Source organism: [Empedobacter] haloabium, assembly GCA_008011715.2.
Classification (GTDB): Bacteria; Pseudomonadota; Gammaproteobacteria; order Burkholderiales; family Burkholderiaceae_D; genus Rugamonas; species Rugamonas haloabia.
The window spans coordinates 5,752,203-5,769,145 of sequence record CP136508.1; the positions used below are offsets into that span (position 1 = coordinate 5,752,203).

Genomic DNA, 16,943 nt, shown 5'->3' on the forward strand with positions numbered 1-16,943 from the left:
TCGCTTAGTCCTTGGCCACGCGCAGCAGCTCGGCCAGCGTGGTGGTGCCGTCCGCCAGCCAGCGCTCGCCGTCGTCACGCATCGTCTTCATGCCATCGCCCAGCGCCGTGGTGCGGATCTCCGCCTCGGAGGCGCGGTCGTGGATTTGCGAGCGGATGCGGTCCGTCGTCTGCAGCAGCTCATAGATGCCGACGCGGCCCTGGTAGCCGGTCTGGCCGCAGGCGTCGCAGCCGACCGCGTGCCAGGTGCCGCCTTCATTGGTCTTGCAGACCGGGCACAGCTTGCGCACCAGCCGCTGCGCCAGCACGCCCAGCAGCGAGGACGACAGCAGGAATGGCTCGATGCCCATGTCCAGCAGACGGGTGACGGCCGATGCCGCGTCGTTGGTGTGCAGGGTCGCCAGCACCAGGTGGCCCGTCAGCGAGGCCTGGACGGCGATCTGCGCCGTTTCCAGGTCGCGGATTTCGCCGATCATGATCACATCCGGGTCTTGTCGCAGGATCGCGCGCAAGGCTTTCGCGAACGTCATGTCGATGCGGGCGTTGACCTGGGTCTGGCCGACGCCGGCGAGATCGTACTCGATCGGGTCTTCCACCGTCAGGATGTTCGTCGTGGTGGAGTTCAGCAGCGACAGCGCCGCGTACAGCGTGGTCGTCTTGCCCGAGCCGGTGGGGCCGGTGACCAGCACGATGCCGTGCGGCTGCGCCAGGAGGCCATTGAACTCTTCCAGCATCGGCGCGCTCATGCCCAGGTGGTTCAGGTCGAGCCGGCCCGCCTCCTTGTCCAGCAAACGCAGCACGGCCCGCTCGCCGTGGCCGGTCGGCAGGGTCGAGACCCGCACGTCGACCGGCTTGCCGCCCACGCGCAGGGTGATGCGGCCGTCCTGCGGCAGCCGTTTTTCGGCGATGTCCAGCTGCGCCATGATCTTGATGCGCGAGATCAGCGAGCCGTGGATGGCCTTGCGAGGCTTGACGATGTCGCGCAGCGCGCCGTCGATGCGGAAGCGCACCACGGAGATCTGCTCGAACGGCTCGACGTGGATGTCGGAAGCGCCGTCGCGCAGCGCCTGCGTCAACAGCGCGTTGATCATGCGGATCACGGGGGCGTCGTCGGAGGATTCCAGCAGGTCCTCGATGGCCGGCACGTCCTGCAGCAGCTTGGTCAGGTCCAGGTCGGCGTCGAATTCATCGGCCACCTGCGACACGTCGCCGCCGGCGCCGGCATAGGCCGACGCGATGGCCGCTTCCAGCTCGGCGCGCGGCATGGCGGTCAGCTGGATGCGGCCGAAGCGGCGCGACACCTCGGCGATGGCCGCCGGCGTCGTCGCGTTCGACACCAGCACCTGCACGGTGTCGTCGCGCTCGCCGCTGCGCGCCAGCACGAGGTAGTCCCGTGCAAAGGCATAGGGCAACAGGTTGTTCATCACTGCTTCCCGGGTTGCGCGGGCACGGGTTCGGCGGCGCCGGGGATGCGCGCCGGCACGGCAGCCGGCGGCACCGGCCGGGCCAGCGTGCCATCCGGGCTGGCCGGGCTGCCGTTGACCAGCGGCGGCAGCATTGGATTGCCCAGCTGTTTGACCAGGATCGCCTCGTTCGGCGTCAACGTTGCGCCGGCCGAACGCATGTAGTCGTAGCGGTCCGTGGCCAGGCTGATGCTCTGCTCCATGTTGCGGATCACGACCGGGCGCAGGAACACCATCAGATTGGTCTTGGTGCGCGAGCGCTTGTTGTACTTGAACAGGTTGCCCAGCACCGGCAGGCTGGCCAGGCCCGGCACGCGCTCGACGCTGTCGCTGGCCTTGTCCTCGATCAGACCGCCCAGCACGATGATCTGGCCGTCGTCGGCGATGACGTTGTTCTCGATGACGCGCGTATTGAGCGTGATGCCGGCGGTGGCATCGACCGACGACGCGGCCACGCTGGACGACTCGTTGTAGATCGCCAGCTTGATCGTGCCGCCTTCGGAAATCTGTGGCTTCACCTTCAGGGTCAGGCCCACGTCCTTGCGGTCGATGGTCTGGAACGGATTGCTGTTGGTGCCGGAGGTGGTGGTGAACTGGCCGGTCAGGATCGGCACGTTCTGGCCCACGCGGATCGTGGCGACCTCGTTGTCCAGCGTGATCATGTTCGGCGTGGACAGCACGTTGCCGTTGGCGTTCGTCTCCAGCACGTGGGCCAGCGCGCCCAGGCCCAGCTTGCCGTTGGCGAGCTGCTTGAAGATGCCGACCGACAGGCCGTTGCTGGGCGCCGTGCCGTTGTAGATGTTGACCAGGTTGTTGCCGCCGTTGGAGAACGACTGCAGCCCGCCGACGCGGTAGGTGCTGTTGCTGTCGCCCGAGGCGCCGACCCACTGCACGCCGAATTCGGCCGCCTTGTCGGCGCTGATCTCGACGATCAGTGCCTCGATGTAGACCTGGGCGCGGCGCACGTCCAGCTGGTCGATGACGGCGCGCAGGTTGCGGTAGATCGCTTCCGGCGCCGTGATGATCAGGGTGTTGGTCGAGGCGTCTGCCTGGATGTAGCCGCCGCCACCGGTGGCGCCGCCGCTGCGGCCAGCGCTGCCGGAGGCCGACAGCGCCGGATTGGTCGGCCCGGTGCCGCCGGCCGTGCCGGTCTGGCCGATCGTGTTGTTGGCGCCGGTCTGCATCGTCGCCTGGTTGTTGCCCAGGGCGCTGTTGGCGCCGCCGGTGCTGGACGGCGACTCGCCCGTCGTCACGGCGCGCAGCGTCTCGGCCAGCTTGGTGGCATCGGCGTTCTTCAGGTAGACCACGTGGACGTTGCCCATCTGGGTAGTCGGCTGGTCCAGCTTGGCGATCAGCGACTTGGCCAGGTTGGCGCGCGCCACCGACGGCGCGCGCAGGATCAGCGAGTTGGTGCGTGGGTCGGCCAGTACCGTGACGCGCCCGCTGTCGGCGCCGCTGCCCGGCTCCATCATCTTGTTGATCATCGTCGCCACGTCGCTGGCGATGCCGTGGCGGACCGGGATCACGTCCATATCCGTATTGGCCGGCGCGTCCAGCGCGGCGACGATCTTGGCCAGGCGCTTCAGGTTGTCCGCGTAGTCGGTGATGACGAGCGAGTTGTTGCCCGGGTTGGCGTTGATCGTGTTGTTGGTCGAGATCAGCGGGCGCAATACGGTGACCAGGTTGGCCGCCGATTCGTGCGCCAGGTGGAACACCTGGGTGGCGATCTGGTCGCCCTTCGGCGTGGCCTGCTTGCCGACGATCGTCGGGGTGGCCTGCAGCTTCGCTTCCGCTTCCGGCACCACCTTGGCATAGCCGTCGCCGCTGACGATGGCGTAGCCCTGCAGGCGCAGCGCGGAGGTCAGCAGCGCGAACGCCTGCGACTTGCTGATCGATTTTTCCGACACCAGCGTGATCGTGCCCTTGACGCGCGGGTCGATCAGGAACGTGATGTTGGTGTAATGGCCCACCGCCTTGATGACCGCTTCGATGTCGGCCCCGACGAAGTTCAGCGCCGCCGCATCGGCTTCGGCGGCCGGTTGCGGCGCGGCGAAGGCCGGGGTGACGGCGGAGCACAGCATGCAGCACAGCAGCGCCGCGGCACTGACGCGCTTGTGCGCGGGAAGAGAGGATTTGCCAGCAAACTGTTTTTTCATTATCTGAACTCTAAAGCGATGATGTTTTTACCGCCGACCATGCGGCGTTGACCCAGCAGGTTGAGCAGGTTGCCCAGCGTTTCTTCGTAGCCCTTGGCGGCCTCGGCCTGGCCGGAAAACTGCAGCCGGCCCTGTTGCAGCTGGCCCGTGCCGGACAGCAGCAGCGGACCCTTCGTCGTGCTCAGGTTGACTCCGGCCTGCTGCCCGCGCCAGTCCAGCGCCAGCTGGTAGCTGCCCAGCGGGCGGATCGGCGTCAGGCGCGACGACACGTCCTGCATCTCCAGCGTGGTGCGGCCGTCCACGGCGACGTTGCGCTGCACCAGCGCCAGCTGCAGCGATGTCCATGCCAGTTGCAGGCGGCCGGACAGCGCCAGCGTGTTCAATGGCGCGCCCAGTCCGGACAGCCCGTCCGCGGGCAGCCGCAACGCGGCGGGACTGAGCTGCCACTGGCGCCAGCTGCCCGTAAACAGCACGGGCTGCGTCAGCGCGTCCGGATTGGACAGTTCCATGCGCACGCTGCCCAGCAAGGACAGCGGCGACAGCCGCCACGTGAACCGGCCCGGCAGCAGCGGCGTGACGGCGCCGCTGCGGCTGGCGGCACCGCCAACGAAGGCCGAGCCATGCCATAACGTGCCCTGGGCGTCGCCCAGGGTCAGGCGGCCGTCCGTCTGCCGCTCCACCAGCACGGCCACCCAGGCGGCCGGGAAGAACACGAGCAGCGTCAGCACGGCCGTGACGACGACGGCAAGCAGCCACAGGACGGCGCGTTTCATCGGGCGCCCGTCTCCTGGCGCAAGGTCAGCGTGGCATCGACCATGCCTGCCGCGTCCTGCGCCGTGACGGTGCCGTCCTGCACGGCGATGCGATTCTCGCGCCGCGCGTCGTCCAGCCACGAGACCAGGCCGGCGAACGGCACGCCCTTGAACTCGATCTTGAAGTATTCACCGGTGGCGACCAGGTTCTGCGGCGTCAGCCCGCGGCTGGTGAGCACCGTGTTCAGCGCGTCGCGCGTCAGCGCCGCCACCGGCGGCGCCGGCTGGGCCGATAATTGCGACGCCTGGGTGGCCAATGCCTGCAACTCGGCCGCCTCCTGGCGCAGTACCGGCAGTTCGCGGCGCAGCCGTTCGCGTCCCGTCAGCGCCGGATCGATCAGCAGGCCGTACACCAGGCCCAGTCCCACGACGGCGCCGCCGACGGCCAGGAAGCGGCGCTCCTGTTCCGTGCGGGCGCCCCAGAACGCGGCCGCGCCCGCGCGCCAGCCCTTGATGGTATCGGTCAGTTTGCTCATGCTCCGCCTCCCGCGCGCAGTTGCCAGACGCCGGCGCCGGTTTCCTTCAGCGACAGCTTGCGCGGGGCCAGCTGCGCCTGCACCTGCGCCAGCGCGGCCGCGTCCACGCTGTCGGGTTTCAGCCGCACGGTCAGCGCGCGCTCGCGGTATTCCAGGCCCGCGACGACGTCGCGCCGTGGCAGGATCTGCAGCGCCTCGCCCAGCGCGGCCGCCAGCGCCGTGAACTCGTCGGCCGCCATCTCGCCGCTGGCCGCCTTGGCGCTGGCGATGTTCTTGCGCATCTGCGCGGCCGGATCAAGGATCACCTTCTCGTTCGGGTAGGCGGCGCGGAAGATCTGCGTCATCGACTGGCGCACCGCGTCGGCCTCGCGCTGCATGCGCAGCCACTCGATGTTCAGGCCGGCGATATTGACCAGCACCGCCAGCAGCGCGATGTATGCCGGCCAGCGCCAGCGGCGCCATTCGCGCGCACGCGCGCCGCTGGCCGCGCCCAGGCCGGCGGCCAGGTCCAGCTGCACGGCTTGCGCGGCCGCGATGCGGTGCACCCAGTTGTCCTCTTCCAGCACAATCCCGGGAGTTTCGGCCACCAGCGCGTCGTACTGCGCGCGCTGGGCGGCCGGCACATACAGTGTGACGGGCGCCTCGCCGGCCAGTGCGCGCAGCGTGTGCAGCGCGCTGTCGGCCTGCGCCGGCAGGGTCAGGCCCATGCCTTCGTACTGCGCGGCGCGCAGGGTCAGCTCCAGCCCCGCCTCGTCATGCAGCAGCGCGGCCGAGACACCGCCCGGCACCAGCGGCAGGCACAATTGGCCCGGCAGCGCGCTGACGCTGCGCGCGCCCTGCGCCACCAGCGCCCGTACCAGTACTTCCAGCCAGGCGCGCTGCACGACGGCGACGGTGCGCTCGGCCACGCCCGGCTGCGCCGGGCCGATCGCCAGCACGCATTCGGCCGGGTCGCCCAGGATCTGTTCCTCGACCAGGTTCGGCAGGGCCGCCTTCAGGCGCGCGCCCGACAGCGGCGGCACGGCCACGCGCAGCAGCGTCACGTCGCTGGCGGCCAGCAGCAGCACGACCTTGCGCGCCGATGCGACCAGGTCGGCCAGCTTGGACAGCGCCCCGGTACCCTGCTGCGCCACGTTGCCCGCGTCGCCCACCAGCGCGAAAGCGCAGCTCTGCGCCGCCCCCGCGTCGTTGGCGGCCGCGCGTGCCGGATAGCTGATATAAAGAGTCGTCAAAACCGTTTGCCTTCTTCTTTGTCCTAAAGTTCCCGGATCCACACCGGCGTCGTGCGCGAGCCCTGGTCGTAGGGGTCGCGCCGGATCAGCGACCACGTCTCCAGCGCCGCCCGCTCCAGCCGCACCTGGCTCTGCACCAGGAAGTTGTCGCTGCGGTAGGCCACCGGCACGGTCGGCCCGGCGCCACCAGCCGACTTCAATGGCTGCCCCTCGGTCCACGGCGTGCGCTTGCGCTGCACCACCAGCGACTGCGCCTCCGACACCGACATGTTCTCGAACAGCGCCGCCAGTACCTCGGCCTTGGCGGTATTCGGGTTCACCCGGGTCCCGACCGGCAGCACGATGACGAACTCGCGCAGCCGCTCCACGGCCTGCTGCGTCACGCCCGCCACCGCCAGCAGGTCTTCCGCCCGGAGCGGCGCGATGGGCGCGTTGCTGCCGCTGCTGCTGCCGCCACGCGTCACCGTCGCGGTACCCGTCGCGCCCGTTCCCGTTCCCGTTCCCGTTCCAGTTCCCGTTCCCGTCCCGCTTCCCGTGCCCGTACCGTCCGGAGTCGGCACCACCACCGGCGGCGTCGCCACGTAGGCCCGCTTCACCGCATCCGCCACCGCCTGCGCCACGGCGTCGTTCAGCTGCAGGTTGGCCAGCAGGCGCCGGAACACCGCCAGCTGCGCCGGATCGACCATGCCGTTGGCGCTTGCCAGGTTCGCCAGATTGTAGCGTGCCTGCGCATCGAAAATCTGCCCCGACAGCGTGGCATCGTAGCTTTCGTTATTCTGGCGCTCGCGCTCCAGGTACTGGTCCAGCCGTGTTTCGGCCAGCGGCGTGGCCCACACGCCGTCCTCGCGCGTGACGTCACGGCTGTCGCGCCCCTCCTGCTGCAGGATCAGGCGGGCCCAGTCCAGCGCGCCGCGCAGCACCCAGCGCGTCTGCAGGTGCAGGCGCTGGTTCTCCATCGAGCGCACCTGCACCTGCTGCTGCCAGAACAGGCTGGCCACGATCGTCACGGCCAGGGTCGTCAGCAGCAGTGCCGTGACCACGGCCACGCCGCGCTGGCGCGAAAGTGGACGCACGCTCATACGGCCCCCAGCAACAGGATCTTCACCAGCGGGTTGGGCTGGCCCTGCAACTGCAGCGACATCTCCAGCCCCTTCATGCCGTTGGCACCGAGCTGCGGTCCCGGCGTCTGCGGCGCCGCATTCGCGCTGCCGTTGACGGCCGGCGCGCGCCAGGCGCCGCTGTCCCAGATGCGCACGGCCATGCTGGCCACGCCGGACTGCAGCGCCACGCCAGGAATCGGATCGGTATCGCCCAGTGCGACCTGCCACAGCGAGTCCAGTTGCCCCAGGTCGCGCGTGTTGACGGACTCACGCCGCGTCAGCACGCCGTTGCGCAGGCGATAGCTGACCACCTGCAGCTGCGACGGTGCGTTCTCGGGAAACACGGTGCGGATGAAGATCAGGCGCGCATTGTCGGCCACCAGGCGCTGGCGCTGGCCCAGCAGGTCGGTGCCGGCCAATTGTTCCAGGTCGCTCTGCATCTGCGCGAACGCCAGCTGGATGCCGCGCGCATGCTCCATCTGCTCGGTCAGCTTGGCGCGCGAGCGGACGATGCTGTCCAGCCCGCGCCAGCCCAGCACGGCGACGATGGCCAGCACGGTGATCGCCACCAGCAGCTCGACCAGCGTGAATCCGGCGTGGCGGCGGGCCCTCATTCGCGCAGCACCAGTTGCACCAGCTTGATGATGCGGCGCTCCGGGTGGGCGGCATCGAACACGCTCACTTCGACCCGGCGCAGGCGCGGGTTGGGCGACAGCACCACGTTCTCCTCGCAGATCAGCGCCATGTCGCCCTGCGGGCAGGCATACGAGGTCTTGCCGACAGCGGGAAACACGCGCGCCAGCCGGATTTCGACCAGGCGGTTCTCGGCCGACCAGGTGGCCATCATCGTGCTGCGCAGGCCGTCGCTGTTCTGCGTCAGGCTGCCGATGGCGCGCAGCGAGGCGCCCAGCGCGGTGCCGACGATGACGAGGGCCACCAGCACCTCGAGCAGGGTGAAGCCGCGCGCGCAGTTCCCGGGTAGCGCCATCATTCGACCGCGAAATGACCGATGCCATCGGCGCGAATCGCCGCGCTGACGTCGCCGCTGGCCAGGGTCAGCACGAACGGCTTGTCCACCGGTTCGCGGCCGAATACGATGCGCAGCGGCGCGCCGGGCAGGTTGGTGGGGGGATCGAGCAGCAGGGTGACGGGGCTGCGCTTGAATTCGCGCTCGCGCAGCATGTCGTCCGCGGGCAGGGCTTCCCAGGTGCGGCCGTTGCGTACCAGGAAGCGGTAGCTGTTGGCGTTGGCCTCGAAGGCCACGGGGCGGTTGCGCACGATGGCTTCATCGCGCGCCAGTTGCAGCAGCAGCGCGATACGCTGCGCTTCCTGCTGCATGGCCTGGCGCTGGCTGGGCGCCGCGTTCATCGTCACTAGCCCCAGGGTCAGGCCGATGATGACCAGCACCACCAGGAGCTCGATCAGCGTGAAGCCGCGCTGGCGCATCATGGCGCAATGCCGCAGGACGATCAGTTTTCCCAGGAGCCGATGTCGGCGTCGTCGCCGGTGCCGCCGGGCTGGCCGTCGGCGCCCAGCGAGAACACGTCCACTTCACCCTTCACGCCCGGCGACAGGAACTGGTATGGGTTGCCCCATGGGTCCTTCGGCATTTTTTCCAGGTAGCCGCCCTCTTTCCAGCCGGTGGCCGGCGGGCCGCCGGTAGGACGCGTGATCAGGGCTTGCAGGCCTTGTTCCGTGCTCGGGTAGCGGGTGTTGTCGAGCTTGTAGAGCTTCAGGGCCTGCATGATGGTCGCGATGTCGACCTTGGCGGCGGCGATCTTCGATTCGCCGGTGCGCGAGAGCAGCTTGGGCACGACCAGCGCGGCCAGCACGCCCATGATGACCACCACGACCATGATTTCGATCAGCGTGAAGCCGCGCGCGCGGCGCATCCGTTGTGAGACGTTTTGCATAGGGACTTGACTGATGGTTAGCTTGAAAACAAGAGTGCAGCAGTATAGACCGGAAATATAACAGGGCGGTGAAAAACTGTAACCCGCAGGGGGGACAGGCTCCGATCTGCGGGTCGAAGACCCGCAGATCGGAGCCTGTCCCCTTGGGTTTGCGGCGGCGCATACGTAGACCCCTGGTGACAGGCACCTGTTTACGAGTCTCCGACTCGTAAACAGGTGCCTGTCACCGTGGGTTCCCGGCGGCGCACACGGGGCAAGCGTCGTTGCGCCCCACCCCGATGCTGGTCCACTCCATGCGCAAGCCATCGAGCAGCAGCAAGCGGCCGGCGAGAGATTCGCCGATGCCCATCACCAGCTTCAGCGCCTCGGCCGCCTGCATGGCGCCGACGATGCCGACCAGCGGCGCGAACACCCCCATCGTGGCGCAGGCCACGTCCTCGAACGGCTGGTCTTCCGGGAACAGGCAGGAGTAGCACGGCAGCGTGCCGCCGCGCGGATCGAACACGCTGACCTGGCCATCGAAGCGGATCACGGCGCCGGACACCAGCGGCACGCGCTGCGCCACGCAGGCGCGGTTGACGGCGTGGCGGGTGGCGAAATTATCGGTGCAGTCCAGCACCACGTCGGCTTCGGCGACGAGCTGCGCCAGGCGCGCCGCGTCGGCCCGTTCGGCCAGCGCGACCACTGTCACTTCCGGATTGATGGCGGCGATGGCCTCGCGCGCCGATTCGGCCTTGTTGCGGCCCACCCGTGCCAGCGTGTGGGCGATCTGGCGCTGCAGGTTCGTCACGTCCACCGTGTCGTGATCGACGATGGTGAGCCGGCCCACGCCCGCCGTGGCCAGGTACAGCGCGGCCGGGGAGCCCAGGCCGCCGGCGCCGATCACCAGCACGCGCGCCGCGCACAGCTTCTGCTGGCCCTCGATGCCGATTTCGTCCAGCAGGATGTGGCGCGAGTAGCGCAGCAACTGCGCGTCGCCAAGATCGACCGCGCTCATTTGGTCTTCGACACCGGCGCTTTCTTGTCCTCCGGCTTGACGCCGGACTTCGCCTCGGTCTTGCCGACGATTTCCTCGGCGCGCTTTTCCCCTTCCGGCTCGGCGCGCGCCACCTTCACGGGCAGGCCCTTGAAGTGGTTCAGCGCCTGGGCCAGCTGGAAGTCGTTCTTGCTGCCGAATTCGACCGGCTTCTGCTTCTTCGCCAGCGCCAGCACGCGCAGCTCTTCTTCCAGCTCGTCGTGACGCGCCGGTTTCGCCTCGGCTTCGTCGCCGTTCGACAGGTGCTTGACGAGATCCGCTTCACGCAGGCGCAGGCTGTTCAGGCCATCGCCTTCGGCTGTCTCGTCCACCGCCACGTCCGGCACGATGCCCTTGGCCTGGATCGCGCGGCCCTTCGGCGTGTAGTAGCGCGCCGTGGTCAGCTTGATGGCCGTTTCCGGCGTCAGCTGGCGCAAGGTCTGCACCGAGCCCTTGCCGAACGTCTGGCTGCCCATCACCGTGGCGCGCTTGTAGTCCTGCAGCGCGCCGGCGACGATCTCGGAGGCCGACGCGGAGCCGGCGTTGACGAGCACCACCAACGGCACCGTCTTCAGCGCGGCCGGCAGCTTGGCCAGCGGATCGGCGACATTGCGCCCGCCCAGGTAGTCGTCCGGCCGGGCGTAGAACGTGTGCTTGGAGTCGGCCAGCTGGCCGTCGGTCGAGACGATCACGGAATCCTTCGGCAGGAAGGCGGCGGAGACGCCGATGGCGCCCGGTACCACGCCGCCCGGGTCGTTGCGCAGGTCCAGCACGATGCCCTTGATGTCCGGGTTCTGCGCGTACAGCGACGACAGCTTCTTCGCCATCTCGTCCACCGTCGGCTCCTGGAACTGGGCGATGCGCAGCCACACGTAGCCCGGCTCGATCAGCTTGGCCTTGACGCTCTGCACGCGGATTTCCTCGCGCACGATGGGCACGATCATGGGCTTGTCCTCGCCCTTGCGCGACACCGTCAGCACGACCTTGGTGCGCGGCTCGCCGCGCATCTTCTTGATCGAATCGTCCAGCGTCATGCCCTTCAGCGGCACGCCGTCCAGCCGGGTGATCAGGTCGCCCGATTTCAAACCGGCCTTGTAGGCGGGCGAATCCTCGATCGGCGACACCACCTTCACATAGCCGTCCTCCATCGCCACCTCGATGCCGATGCCGACGAACTTGCCCTGCACCGACTCGCGCATCTCGCGGAAGGCCTTCTTGTCGAGATAGACGGAGTGCGGGTCGAGCGACGCCACCATGCCGGCGATCGCGTCCTGCACCAGCTTCCTGTCATCCACGCTTTCCACGTAGTCGGTCTTGATCAGGCCGAACACGTCGGCCAGCTGGCGCAGTTCCTCCAGCGGCAGCGGCGCGTCGGCGCGCTGCGCGGCGGCGGAAAACTGGAAGGAGGCGGCGACACCGGCCACCATGCCAAGGCCAATCAGGCCGATACTCTTGACGTTAATGCCCATATTTTTTCCGCTGTGCGCCGTTTCTTCAGGAGGCTAGAACTTCACCCATCCGGCCGGATCGAAAGCCCGGCCCTGGTGGCGCAACTCAAAGTATAAACCCGATTCTTCGTTACCGCCGCTGTTTCCGGCCGCCGCGATGACGTCGCCGGCCTTCACCACGTCGCCCGCGCGGCGCAGCAGCGACTGGTTGTTCCCGTAGATACTCATGTACTGGCTGCCGTGATCGACGATGATCAGGTTGCCGAAGCCGCGCAGCCAGTCGGCGAACACGACGCGCCCGCCCGCCACCGCATGCACCTCGGTGCCTTCGCCGGCCAGGATGAACACGCCCTTCCAGCTGGGGCCATCGCCCCGTTTGCTGCCGAATTTGGCGGCGATGCGGCCCGACAGCGGCGCGCGCATCTGCCCTTTCAGGCTGGCGAATGCGCCGGGCGGCGCGGCGGGCGCCAGCGCCACGTCCGCCGGTTTCGCGGCGCCTTCGTCGCGCGGCTCCGGTTTCACGGGTTCCCGTTGCGCCACCTGGGGCTTCGGTTCCGGCTTGACCGCTTCCGGCTTCTGCGCCACGCGCGGCTCCTGCGCCGGGGGCGTCTTGCCACGGTTTTCCCGCGCCAGGCGTTCGCGCTCGGCGCGCGCCTTGGCCTGCGCCAGCCGCTCTTCCTCGGCCTTGGCCTTGGCGCGCGCTTCCGCCTCGGCCTTGGCTTTCGCCCGCGCGGCCGCCAGCAGCTCCTTGCGTTTCGCTTCGGCGGCCGCGGCGCGGGCCTGTTCCTCGATCAGTTTATTCAGGCGGTCGACCAGGGCGCCCATGCGCTGCTCGTCGCGTTCGACCTTGCCCACTTCCTGGCGCTGGCTGACCAGCTTTTGCGACAGGCTGGCCACCAGCGCGGCGTGTTTCGCCTTCTGCTGTTCCAGTACCAGTTTCTGCTGGCGCTCTTCCGCCGCGATTTCTTCCAGCTCGTCGCGCGCGTTCTGGGCCTCGGCCTGGTTGGCCTCGACGGCGGCCAGGTTGGCGCGCAGCGATTCGATCAGGCGCGCCTGCGCCTGCGACACGTACGACATCAATTGCAGGTCACGGTTGATGCGGTTCGGGTTGTCGCCCGACAGCAGCAGCTTGATGCGATCCTCGTTGCCGGCCACGTACTGCTCGCGCAGCAGCTTGGCCAGCTGGCGCTTCTGCTCCGCGATGGTGGCGGCCAGCCGTTCGCGCTGCGTGGCCAGCTCGCCGATGCGGGCGTTGGTCTGCGCCTGCTCGTCGGCCAGCTCGCGCAGCTGCCGGTTGGCCTGCGAGATCGCTTCCTCGGACTCGGCCAGCGTGTCGGCCGCTTCCTCTTTGGCGCTCTCGGTCTGGCCGATGTCGCGCTTCAAGGCATTGAGCTTTTGCTGCAGGGCGGCGCGCTGCGCTTCGGCGGCGGCCTTTTGCTTGCTGCGTTCCGTGGGTTTTGCATGGACGCCGGCGCACAGCGCCAGCGCCAGCGCCGCGGCGAGCCAGGCGCCGCGGCGGGGAGAGTGACCTGCCATCGAGTTCTTTACTTAGCCTTGCCCTGGTTGGCCACCGCTGCTTGCGCCGCGGCGATCGCGTCGGCATCGCCCAGGTAGTAGTGGCGGATCGGCTTCAGGTCGGCATCCAGTTCGTACACCAGCGGCTGGCCGTTCGGGATGTTCAGGCCGACAATTTCCTCGTCGCTGATACCGTCCAGCATCTTGATCAGCGCGCGCAGGCTGTTGCCGTGGGCGGAAATCAGGATCTTCTTGCCGGCCTTGATGGCGGGGGCGATCTCTTCGTCCCAGGCCGGCATCACGCGCGCCACGGTGTCCTTCAGGCATTCGGTCAGCGGGATCTGCTCTTTCGCCAGGCCGGCGTAGCGCGGGTCGTTGAACGAGGTGCGGTCGTCGCCCGCTTCCAGCGCCGGCGGCGGCGTGTCGTAGCTGCGGCGCCAGACCAGCACTTGCGCGTCGCCGTACTTGGCGGCGGTCTCGCCCTTGTCCAGGCCCTGCAGCGCGCCGTAGTGACGCTCGTTCAGGCGCCAGTCGTGCTTGATCGGCAGGTACATCAGGTCCATCTCGTCGAGCGTCAGCCACAGCGTGCGGATCGCGCGCTTGAGCACCGACGTATAGGCCAGGTCGAACTGATAGCCTTCGCGCTTGAGCACCTCGCCGGCCGCACGGGCTTCGTTGATGCCTTTTTCCGTCAGGTCCACATCGGTCCAGCCGGTGAAACGGTTTTCGAGATTCCAGGTGGACTCGCCATGACGCATGAATACGATTTTGTACATAGGGCTATCAGTTCAGAGGTTAGAAATCGGTGGACACAATCTTGCCTGTCAGCCAGAAAAATAGGGCTGGGGCTGCGAAACGGCATCTATTTTATAATGCGCGGATTCAGTTCAACCATTGGAAGCACAGTGAAATTCATTCTCGACCATATCTTTCTCGTTGGCATCGCCGTGTTGTCCGGTGGCGCCCTGCTCTGGCCGGCGCTGACGCAACGGGGCAAAAAGGCCACCCCGCTGGAAGTCACGCAGTTGATAAATCGCGGCAAGGCCACCATTGTGGACGTACGTGACGCCGATGCGTACGCCGCCGGTCACCTGCGCGACGCCCGCAACATCCCGCTGAAGGACCTGAAGGGACGCACCGGCGAGCTGGACAAACTGAAGAACAAGACGGCCGTGGTCGTCTGCCAAAAAGGGACGCGGGCCTATGGCGCCGCCAAGGTTCTGGAACAGGCTGGTTTCACGGATGTCGTCGTCCTGGACGGTGGCATCGATGCGTGGCAGGCCCAGGGTCTGCCGACCACCAAATAACGCGAGGAGAATTGCCATGACCGCCAACGTCACCATGTATACCACCGCCGTCTGCCCGTACTGCATCCGCGCCGAGCGCCTGCTGGAAAGCAAGGGCATCAAGAACGTCAACAAGATCCGCGTCGACCTCGATCCGGCCCAGCGCCAGGTCATGATGGAAAAGACCGGCCGCCGCACCGTGCCGCAGATCTACGTGGGCGATACCCACGTGGGCGGCTTCGACGACCTGTACGCGCTGGACCAGCAAGGCCGCCTGGACCCGTTGTTGCAGGGCTGACGCGCCCGGATTGATGTGGCGTCAACGCGGGGCTAAAAAAGGGTCGCAAACATATTTCTTTTGCTACAATTGCCTCGCGTTTGATTCGGGCTGTCCGCAGCCCAGGCCAAGCACCATCAATCTTTGTCCAAATTCACTGAAAGCGTTCCATGTCCGACGAAAATCAGCAACCAGTATTCCAAATCCAACGCGTCTACCTGAAAGACATGTCGCTGGAACAGCCGAACTCCCCGGCCATCTTCCTGGAACAGGAAGCGCCATCGATCGAAGTCGCCCTGGACGTGGGCGCCGCACCGCTGGCTGATGGCATCTTCGAATCGACCGTGACGATCACCGTGACCGCCAAGGTCAAGGACAAGGTCGCTTTCCTGGTCGAAGGCAAGCAAGCCGGCATCTTCGAAGCCCGCAACATCCCGAACGAGCAACTGGACCCGCTGCTGGGCATCGGCTGCCCGAACATCGTGTACCCGTACCTGCGCGCCAACATCGCCGACCTGATCACCCGTGCCGGCTTCCCGCCCGTGCACCTGGCCGAGATCAACTTCGAGGTGTTCTACCAGCAGCGCCTGCAAGCCCTGGCCGAACAGCAAGCCGCGGCCGGCGGTTCGACCCCAGCCGAAGGCACCACCACCGTCCAGTAATTTCTACCGGACGCACCCGGGACCGCGGCCTGCCGTGGCTCCCCACATCAAAGGCCCGCGTGGCCTTTGATCATTTTGGACGAAAGTTTTTTGCAATGACTGTTACCCGTTTGATAATCGGGGCTGTGCTGACGCTGGCCGCCGGTGCCGGCTGCGCGGCCGATTTCAAGACGGTCGGTGCGGCCCCCGCCGTGCTGTATGACGCGCCCTCCACCAAGGGGCACAAGCTGTTCATCGTGCCGCGCGGCGCGCCGCTGGAGATCGTGCTGGCCTATGGCGAGTGGGTCAAGGTGCGCGACGTCAGCGGCGACACGGCCTGGACCCCGCTGCGCGGCCTGTCGGCCAAGCGCAATGTCGTGATCCGCGCCGCCAACACCAAGGTGCGCAGCGCCGAGGACGAAACTTCCACCGTCGTTTTCATCGCCGACAAAGGCGTACTGCTGGAACTGGTGGAACCGGGTGCCAATGGCTGGACCCGGGTACGTCACCGCGACGGCCTGACGGGCTATGTGCGCAGCAGCGAGATCTGGGGCCTCTGACATGCAACATCCAACTCCTGCCCGACGGCGCATCGCCGTACTGGGCGCCGGCGCCTGGGGCACGGCCGTCGCTATCGCCGTCGCGGCGCGGCACGACGTGCTGCTGTGGGGCCGCAATACCGCCGCGATGGAAGAGATCGCCGCCGCACGCGACAATACCCATTACCTGCCCGGCCATCCGTTCCCGCCCGGCCTGCGGGTCGAGACCGATTTCGACGCCGCCGTGGCCCATGCCGGCGGCGATGGCCTGCTGATCGCGGCCTGCCCCGTCGCCGGCCTGCGGCCGCTGCTGCACAGCCTGAAGGGGCGGCCGATCCCCAACCTCGTCTGGCTGTGCAAGGGCTTCGAATACGAGACGGGATTGCTGCCGCACCAGATCTTCCGCGACGTGCTGGGCGACACGATCCCCAGCGGCGCGCTGTCCGGCCCGTCGTTCGCGCAGGAAGTGGCGCGCGGCCTGCCGTGCGCCCTGACGATCGCCTCGACCTCGGCGGCGCTGCGCGACAGCGTCGTCGCGGCCGTGCATGGCGGCATGATGCGGGTGTATTCGAGCGAGGACGTCATCGGTGTCGAGGTCGGCGGTGCCGTCAAGAACGTGATGGCGATCGCCACCGGCATCGCGGACGGCCTGGGCCTGGGCCTGAACGCCCGCGCCGCGCTGATCACGCGTGGCCTGGCCGAGATCACGCGGCTGGGCAGCACCCTGGGCGGCAATATCGAGACGTTCATGGGCCTGACGGGCATGGGCGACCTGATCCTGACCTGCACCGGCGACCTGTCGCGCAACCGCCGCGTCGGCCTCGGGCTGGCCCAGGGCAAGGCGCTGGACACGATCGTCAACGAACTGGGCCACGTGGCCGAGGGCGTGCCCTGCGCCAAGGCCGTGCGCGAGCTGGCGGCCCGCCTGGGCGTCGATATGCCCATCACCAATGCCGTGGCGGCCGTGCTGTTCGACGGCCAGCAACCGCTGGACATGGTCACGCGCATCCTGGCGCGCGACCCGCGCGACGAAACGCTGACACCCGCGCCCAAGTAAGACCGTTGTAAAAC

19 protein-coding genes are annotated in these 16,943 nt (G+C 67.8%); 5 read left to right on the forward strand and 14 right to left on the reverse strand.

Going from position 1 to position 16,943, the window contains the following annotated elements:
• Nucleotides 1-4: 4 nt before the first annotated feature.
• From gspE to gpmA, 14 genes are all read right to left on the reverse strand, one after another.
• Nucleotides 5-1,423, reverse strand: coding sequence for a type II secretion system ATPase GspE (gene gspE, locus E7V67_024995; GenBank protein ID WUR12908.1), 1,419 nt, complete (start codon nucleotides 1,421-1,423; stop codon nucleotides 5-7).
• Nucleotides 1,423-3,618, reverse strand: coding sequence for a type II secretion system secretin GspD (gene gspD, locus E7V67_025000; GenBank protein ID WUR12909.1), 2,196 nt, complete (start codon nucleotides 3,616-3,618; stop codon nucleotides 1,423-1,425). The genes gspE and gspD overlap by 1 nt, the downstream gene beginning before the upstream one ends.
• Nucleotides 3,618-4,391, reverse strand: coding sequence for a type II secretion system protein N (gspN, locus tag E7V67_025005; GenBank protein ID WUR12910.1), 774 nt, complete (start codon nucleotides 4,389-4,391; stop codon nucleotides 3,618-3,620). Before gspN ends, gspD begins: the two co-directional genes overlap by 1 nt.
• Nucleotides 4,388-4,906: a type II secretion system protein M gene (locus tag E7V67_025010; GenBank protein WUR12911.1), complete on the reverse strand. Its 519-nt coding sequence runs from the start codon at nucleotides 4,904-4,906 to the stop codon at nucleotides 4,388-4,390. Before E7V67_025010 ends, gspN begins: the two co-directional genes overlap by 4 nt.
• Nucleotides 4,903-6,138 carry a type II secretion system protein GspL gene (gene gspL / locus E7V67_025015; GenBank protein ID WUR12912.1) on the reverse strand — a complete coding sequence of 412 codons (1,236 nt, stop codon included), beginning with the start codon at nucleotides 6,136-6,138 and terminating at the stop codon, nucleotides 4,903-4,905. Before gspL ends, E7V67_025010 begins: the two co-directional genes overlap by 4 nt.
• Nucleotides 6,139-6,161: 23 nt before the next feature.
• Nucleotides 6,162-7,217: a type II secretion system minor pseudopilin GspK gene (gspK, locus tag E7V67_025020; GenBank protein ID WUR12913.1), complete on the reverse strand. Its 1,056-nt coding sequence runs from the start codon at nucleotides 7,215-7,217 to the stop codon at nucleotides 6,162-6,164.
• On the reverse strand, nucleotides 7,214-7,852 hold the full coding sequence (locus E7V67_025025; protein WUR12914.1) for a prepilin-type N-terminal cleavage/methylation domain-containing protein: 639 nt from the start codon (nucleotides 7,850-7,852) through the stop codon (nucleotides 7,214-7,216). Before E7V67_025025 ends, gspK begins: the two co-directional genes overlap by 4 nt.
• The gene (gene gspI, locus E7V67_025030; GenBank protein ID WUR12915.1) at nucleotides 7,849-8,229 is read right to left on the reverse strand and encodes a type II secretion system minor pseudopilin GspI; all 381 of its coding nucleotides are present in this window, start codon (nucleotides 8,227-8,229) and stop codon (nucleotides 7,849-7,851) included. Before gspI ends, E7V67_025025 begins: the two co-directional genes overlap by 4 nt.
• A complete protein-coding gene (gspH, locus tag E7V67_025035) occupies nucleotides 8,226-8,687 on the reverse strand; it encodes a type II secretion system minor pseudopilin GspH (protein WUR12916.1) in 462 nt (153 codons plus the stop codon). Before gspH ends, gspI begins: the two co-directional genes overlap by 4 nt.
• 20 nt (nucleotides 8,688-8,707) lie before the next feature.
• Nucleotides 8,708-9,151 carry a type II secretion system major pseudopilin GspG gene (gene gspG, locus E7V67_025040; protein ID WUR12917.1) on the reverse strand — a complete coding sequence of 148 codons (444 nt, stop codon included), beginning with the start codon at nucleotides 9,149-9,151 and terminating at the stop codon, nucleotides 8,708-8,710.
• 223 nt (nucleotides 9,152-9,374) lie between these two features.
• A complete protein-coding gene (locus E7V67_025045) occupies nucleotides 9,375-10,148 on the reverse strand; it encodes a HesA/MoeB/ThiF family protein (GenBank protein ID WUR12918.1) in 774 nt (257 codons plus the stop codon).
• The gene (locus tag E7V67_025050) at nucleotides 10,145-11,635 is read right to left on the reverse strand and encodes a S41 family peptidase (protein WUR12919.1); all 1,491 of its coding nucleotides are present in this window, start codon (nucleotides 11,633-11,635) and stop codon (nucleotides 10,145-10,147) included. The genes E7V67_025045 and E7V67_025050 overlap by 4 nt, the downstream gene beginning before the upstream one ends.
• A gap of 33 nt (nucleotides 11,636-11,668) precedes the next feature.
• A complete protein-coding gene (locus E7V67_025055; GenBank protein WUR12920.1) occupies nucleotides 11,669-13,150 on the reverse strand; it encodes a peptidoglycan DD-metalloendopeptidase family protein in 1,482 nt (493 codons plus the stop codon).
• A gap of 8 nt (nucleotides 13,151-13,158) precedes the next feature.
• The gene (gene gpmA, locus E7V67_025060) at nucleotides 13,159-13,905 is read right to left on the reverse strand and encodes a 2,3-diphosphoglycerate-dependent phosphoglycerate mutase (GenBank protein WUR12921.1); all 747 of its coding nucleotides are present in this window, start codon (nucleotides 13,903-13,905) and stop codon (nucleotides 13,159-13,161) included.
• A 129-nt stretch (nucleotides 13,906-14,034) separates the two neighbouring features.
• Between gpmA and E7V67_025065 the strand changes: the two genes are divergently transcribed.
• The 5 genes from E7V67_025065 (at nucleotide 14,035) to E7V67_025085 (ending at nucleotide 16,929) form a co-directional block, all read left to right on the forward strand.
• Nucleotides 14,035-14,436: a rhodanese-like domain-containing protein gene (locus tag E7V67_025065; GenBank protein ID WUR12922.1), complete on the forward strand. Its 402-nt coding sequence runs from the start codon at nucleotides 14,035-14,037 to the stop codon at nucleotides 14,434-14,436.
• A gap of 16 nt (nucleotides 14,437-14,452) precedes the next feature.
• Nucleotides 14,453-14,713 (forward strand): glutaredoxin 3, encoded by a 261-nt coding sequence (gene grxC / locus E7V67_025070; GenBank protein WUR12923.1) that lies wholly within the window; start codon nucleotides 14,453-14,455, stop codon nucleotides 14,711-14,713.
• Between the two features lie 149 nt (nucleotides 14,714-14,862).
• The gene (secB, locus tag E7V67_025075) at nucleotides 14,863-15,354 is read left to right on the forward strand and encodes a protein-export chaperone SecB (protein WUR12924.1); all 492 of its coding nucleotides are present in this window, start codon (nucleotides 14,863-14,865) and stop codon (nucleotides 15,352-15,354) included.
• 95 nt (nucleotides 15,355-15,449) lie between these two features.
• Nucleotides 15,450-15,893, forward strand: coding sequence for an SH3 domain-containing protein (locus tag E7V67_025080; GenBank protein ID WUR12925.1), 444 nt, complete (start codon nucleotides 15,450-15,452; stop codon nucleotides 15,891-15,893).
• A 1-nt stretch (nucleotide 15,894) separates the two neighbouring features.
• Nucleotides 15,895-16,929, forward strand: a complete 1,035-nt coding sequence (locus tag E7V67_025085) for an NAD(P)H-dependent glycerol-3-phosphate dehydrogenase (GenBank protein ID WUR12926.1) — start codon at nucleotides 15,895-15,897, stop codon at nucleotides 16,927-16,929.
• Nucleotides 16,930-16,943: the final 14 nt, after the last annotated feature.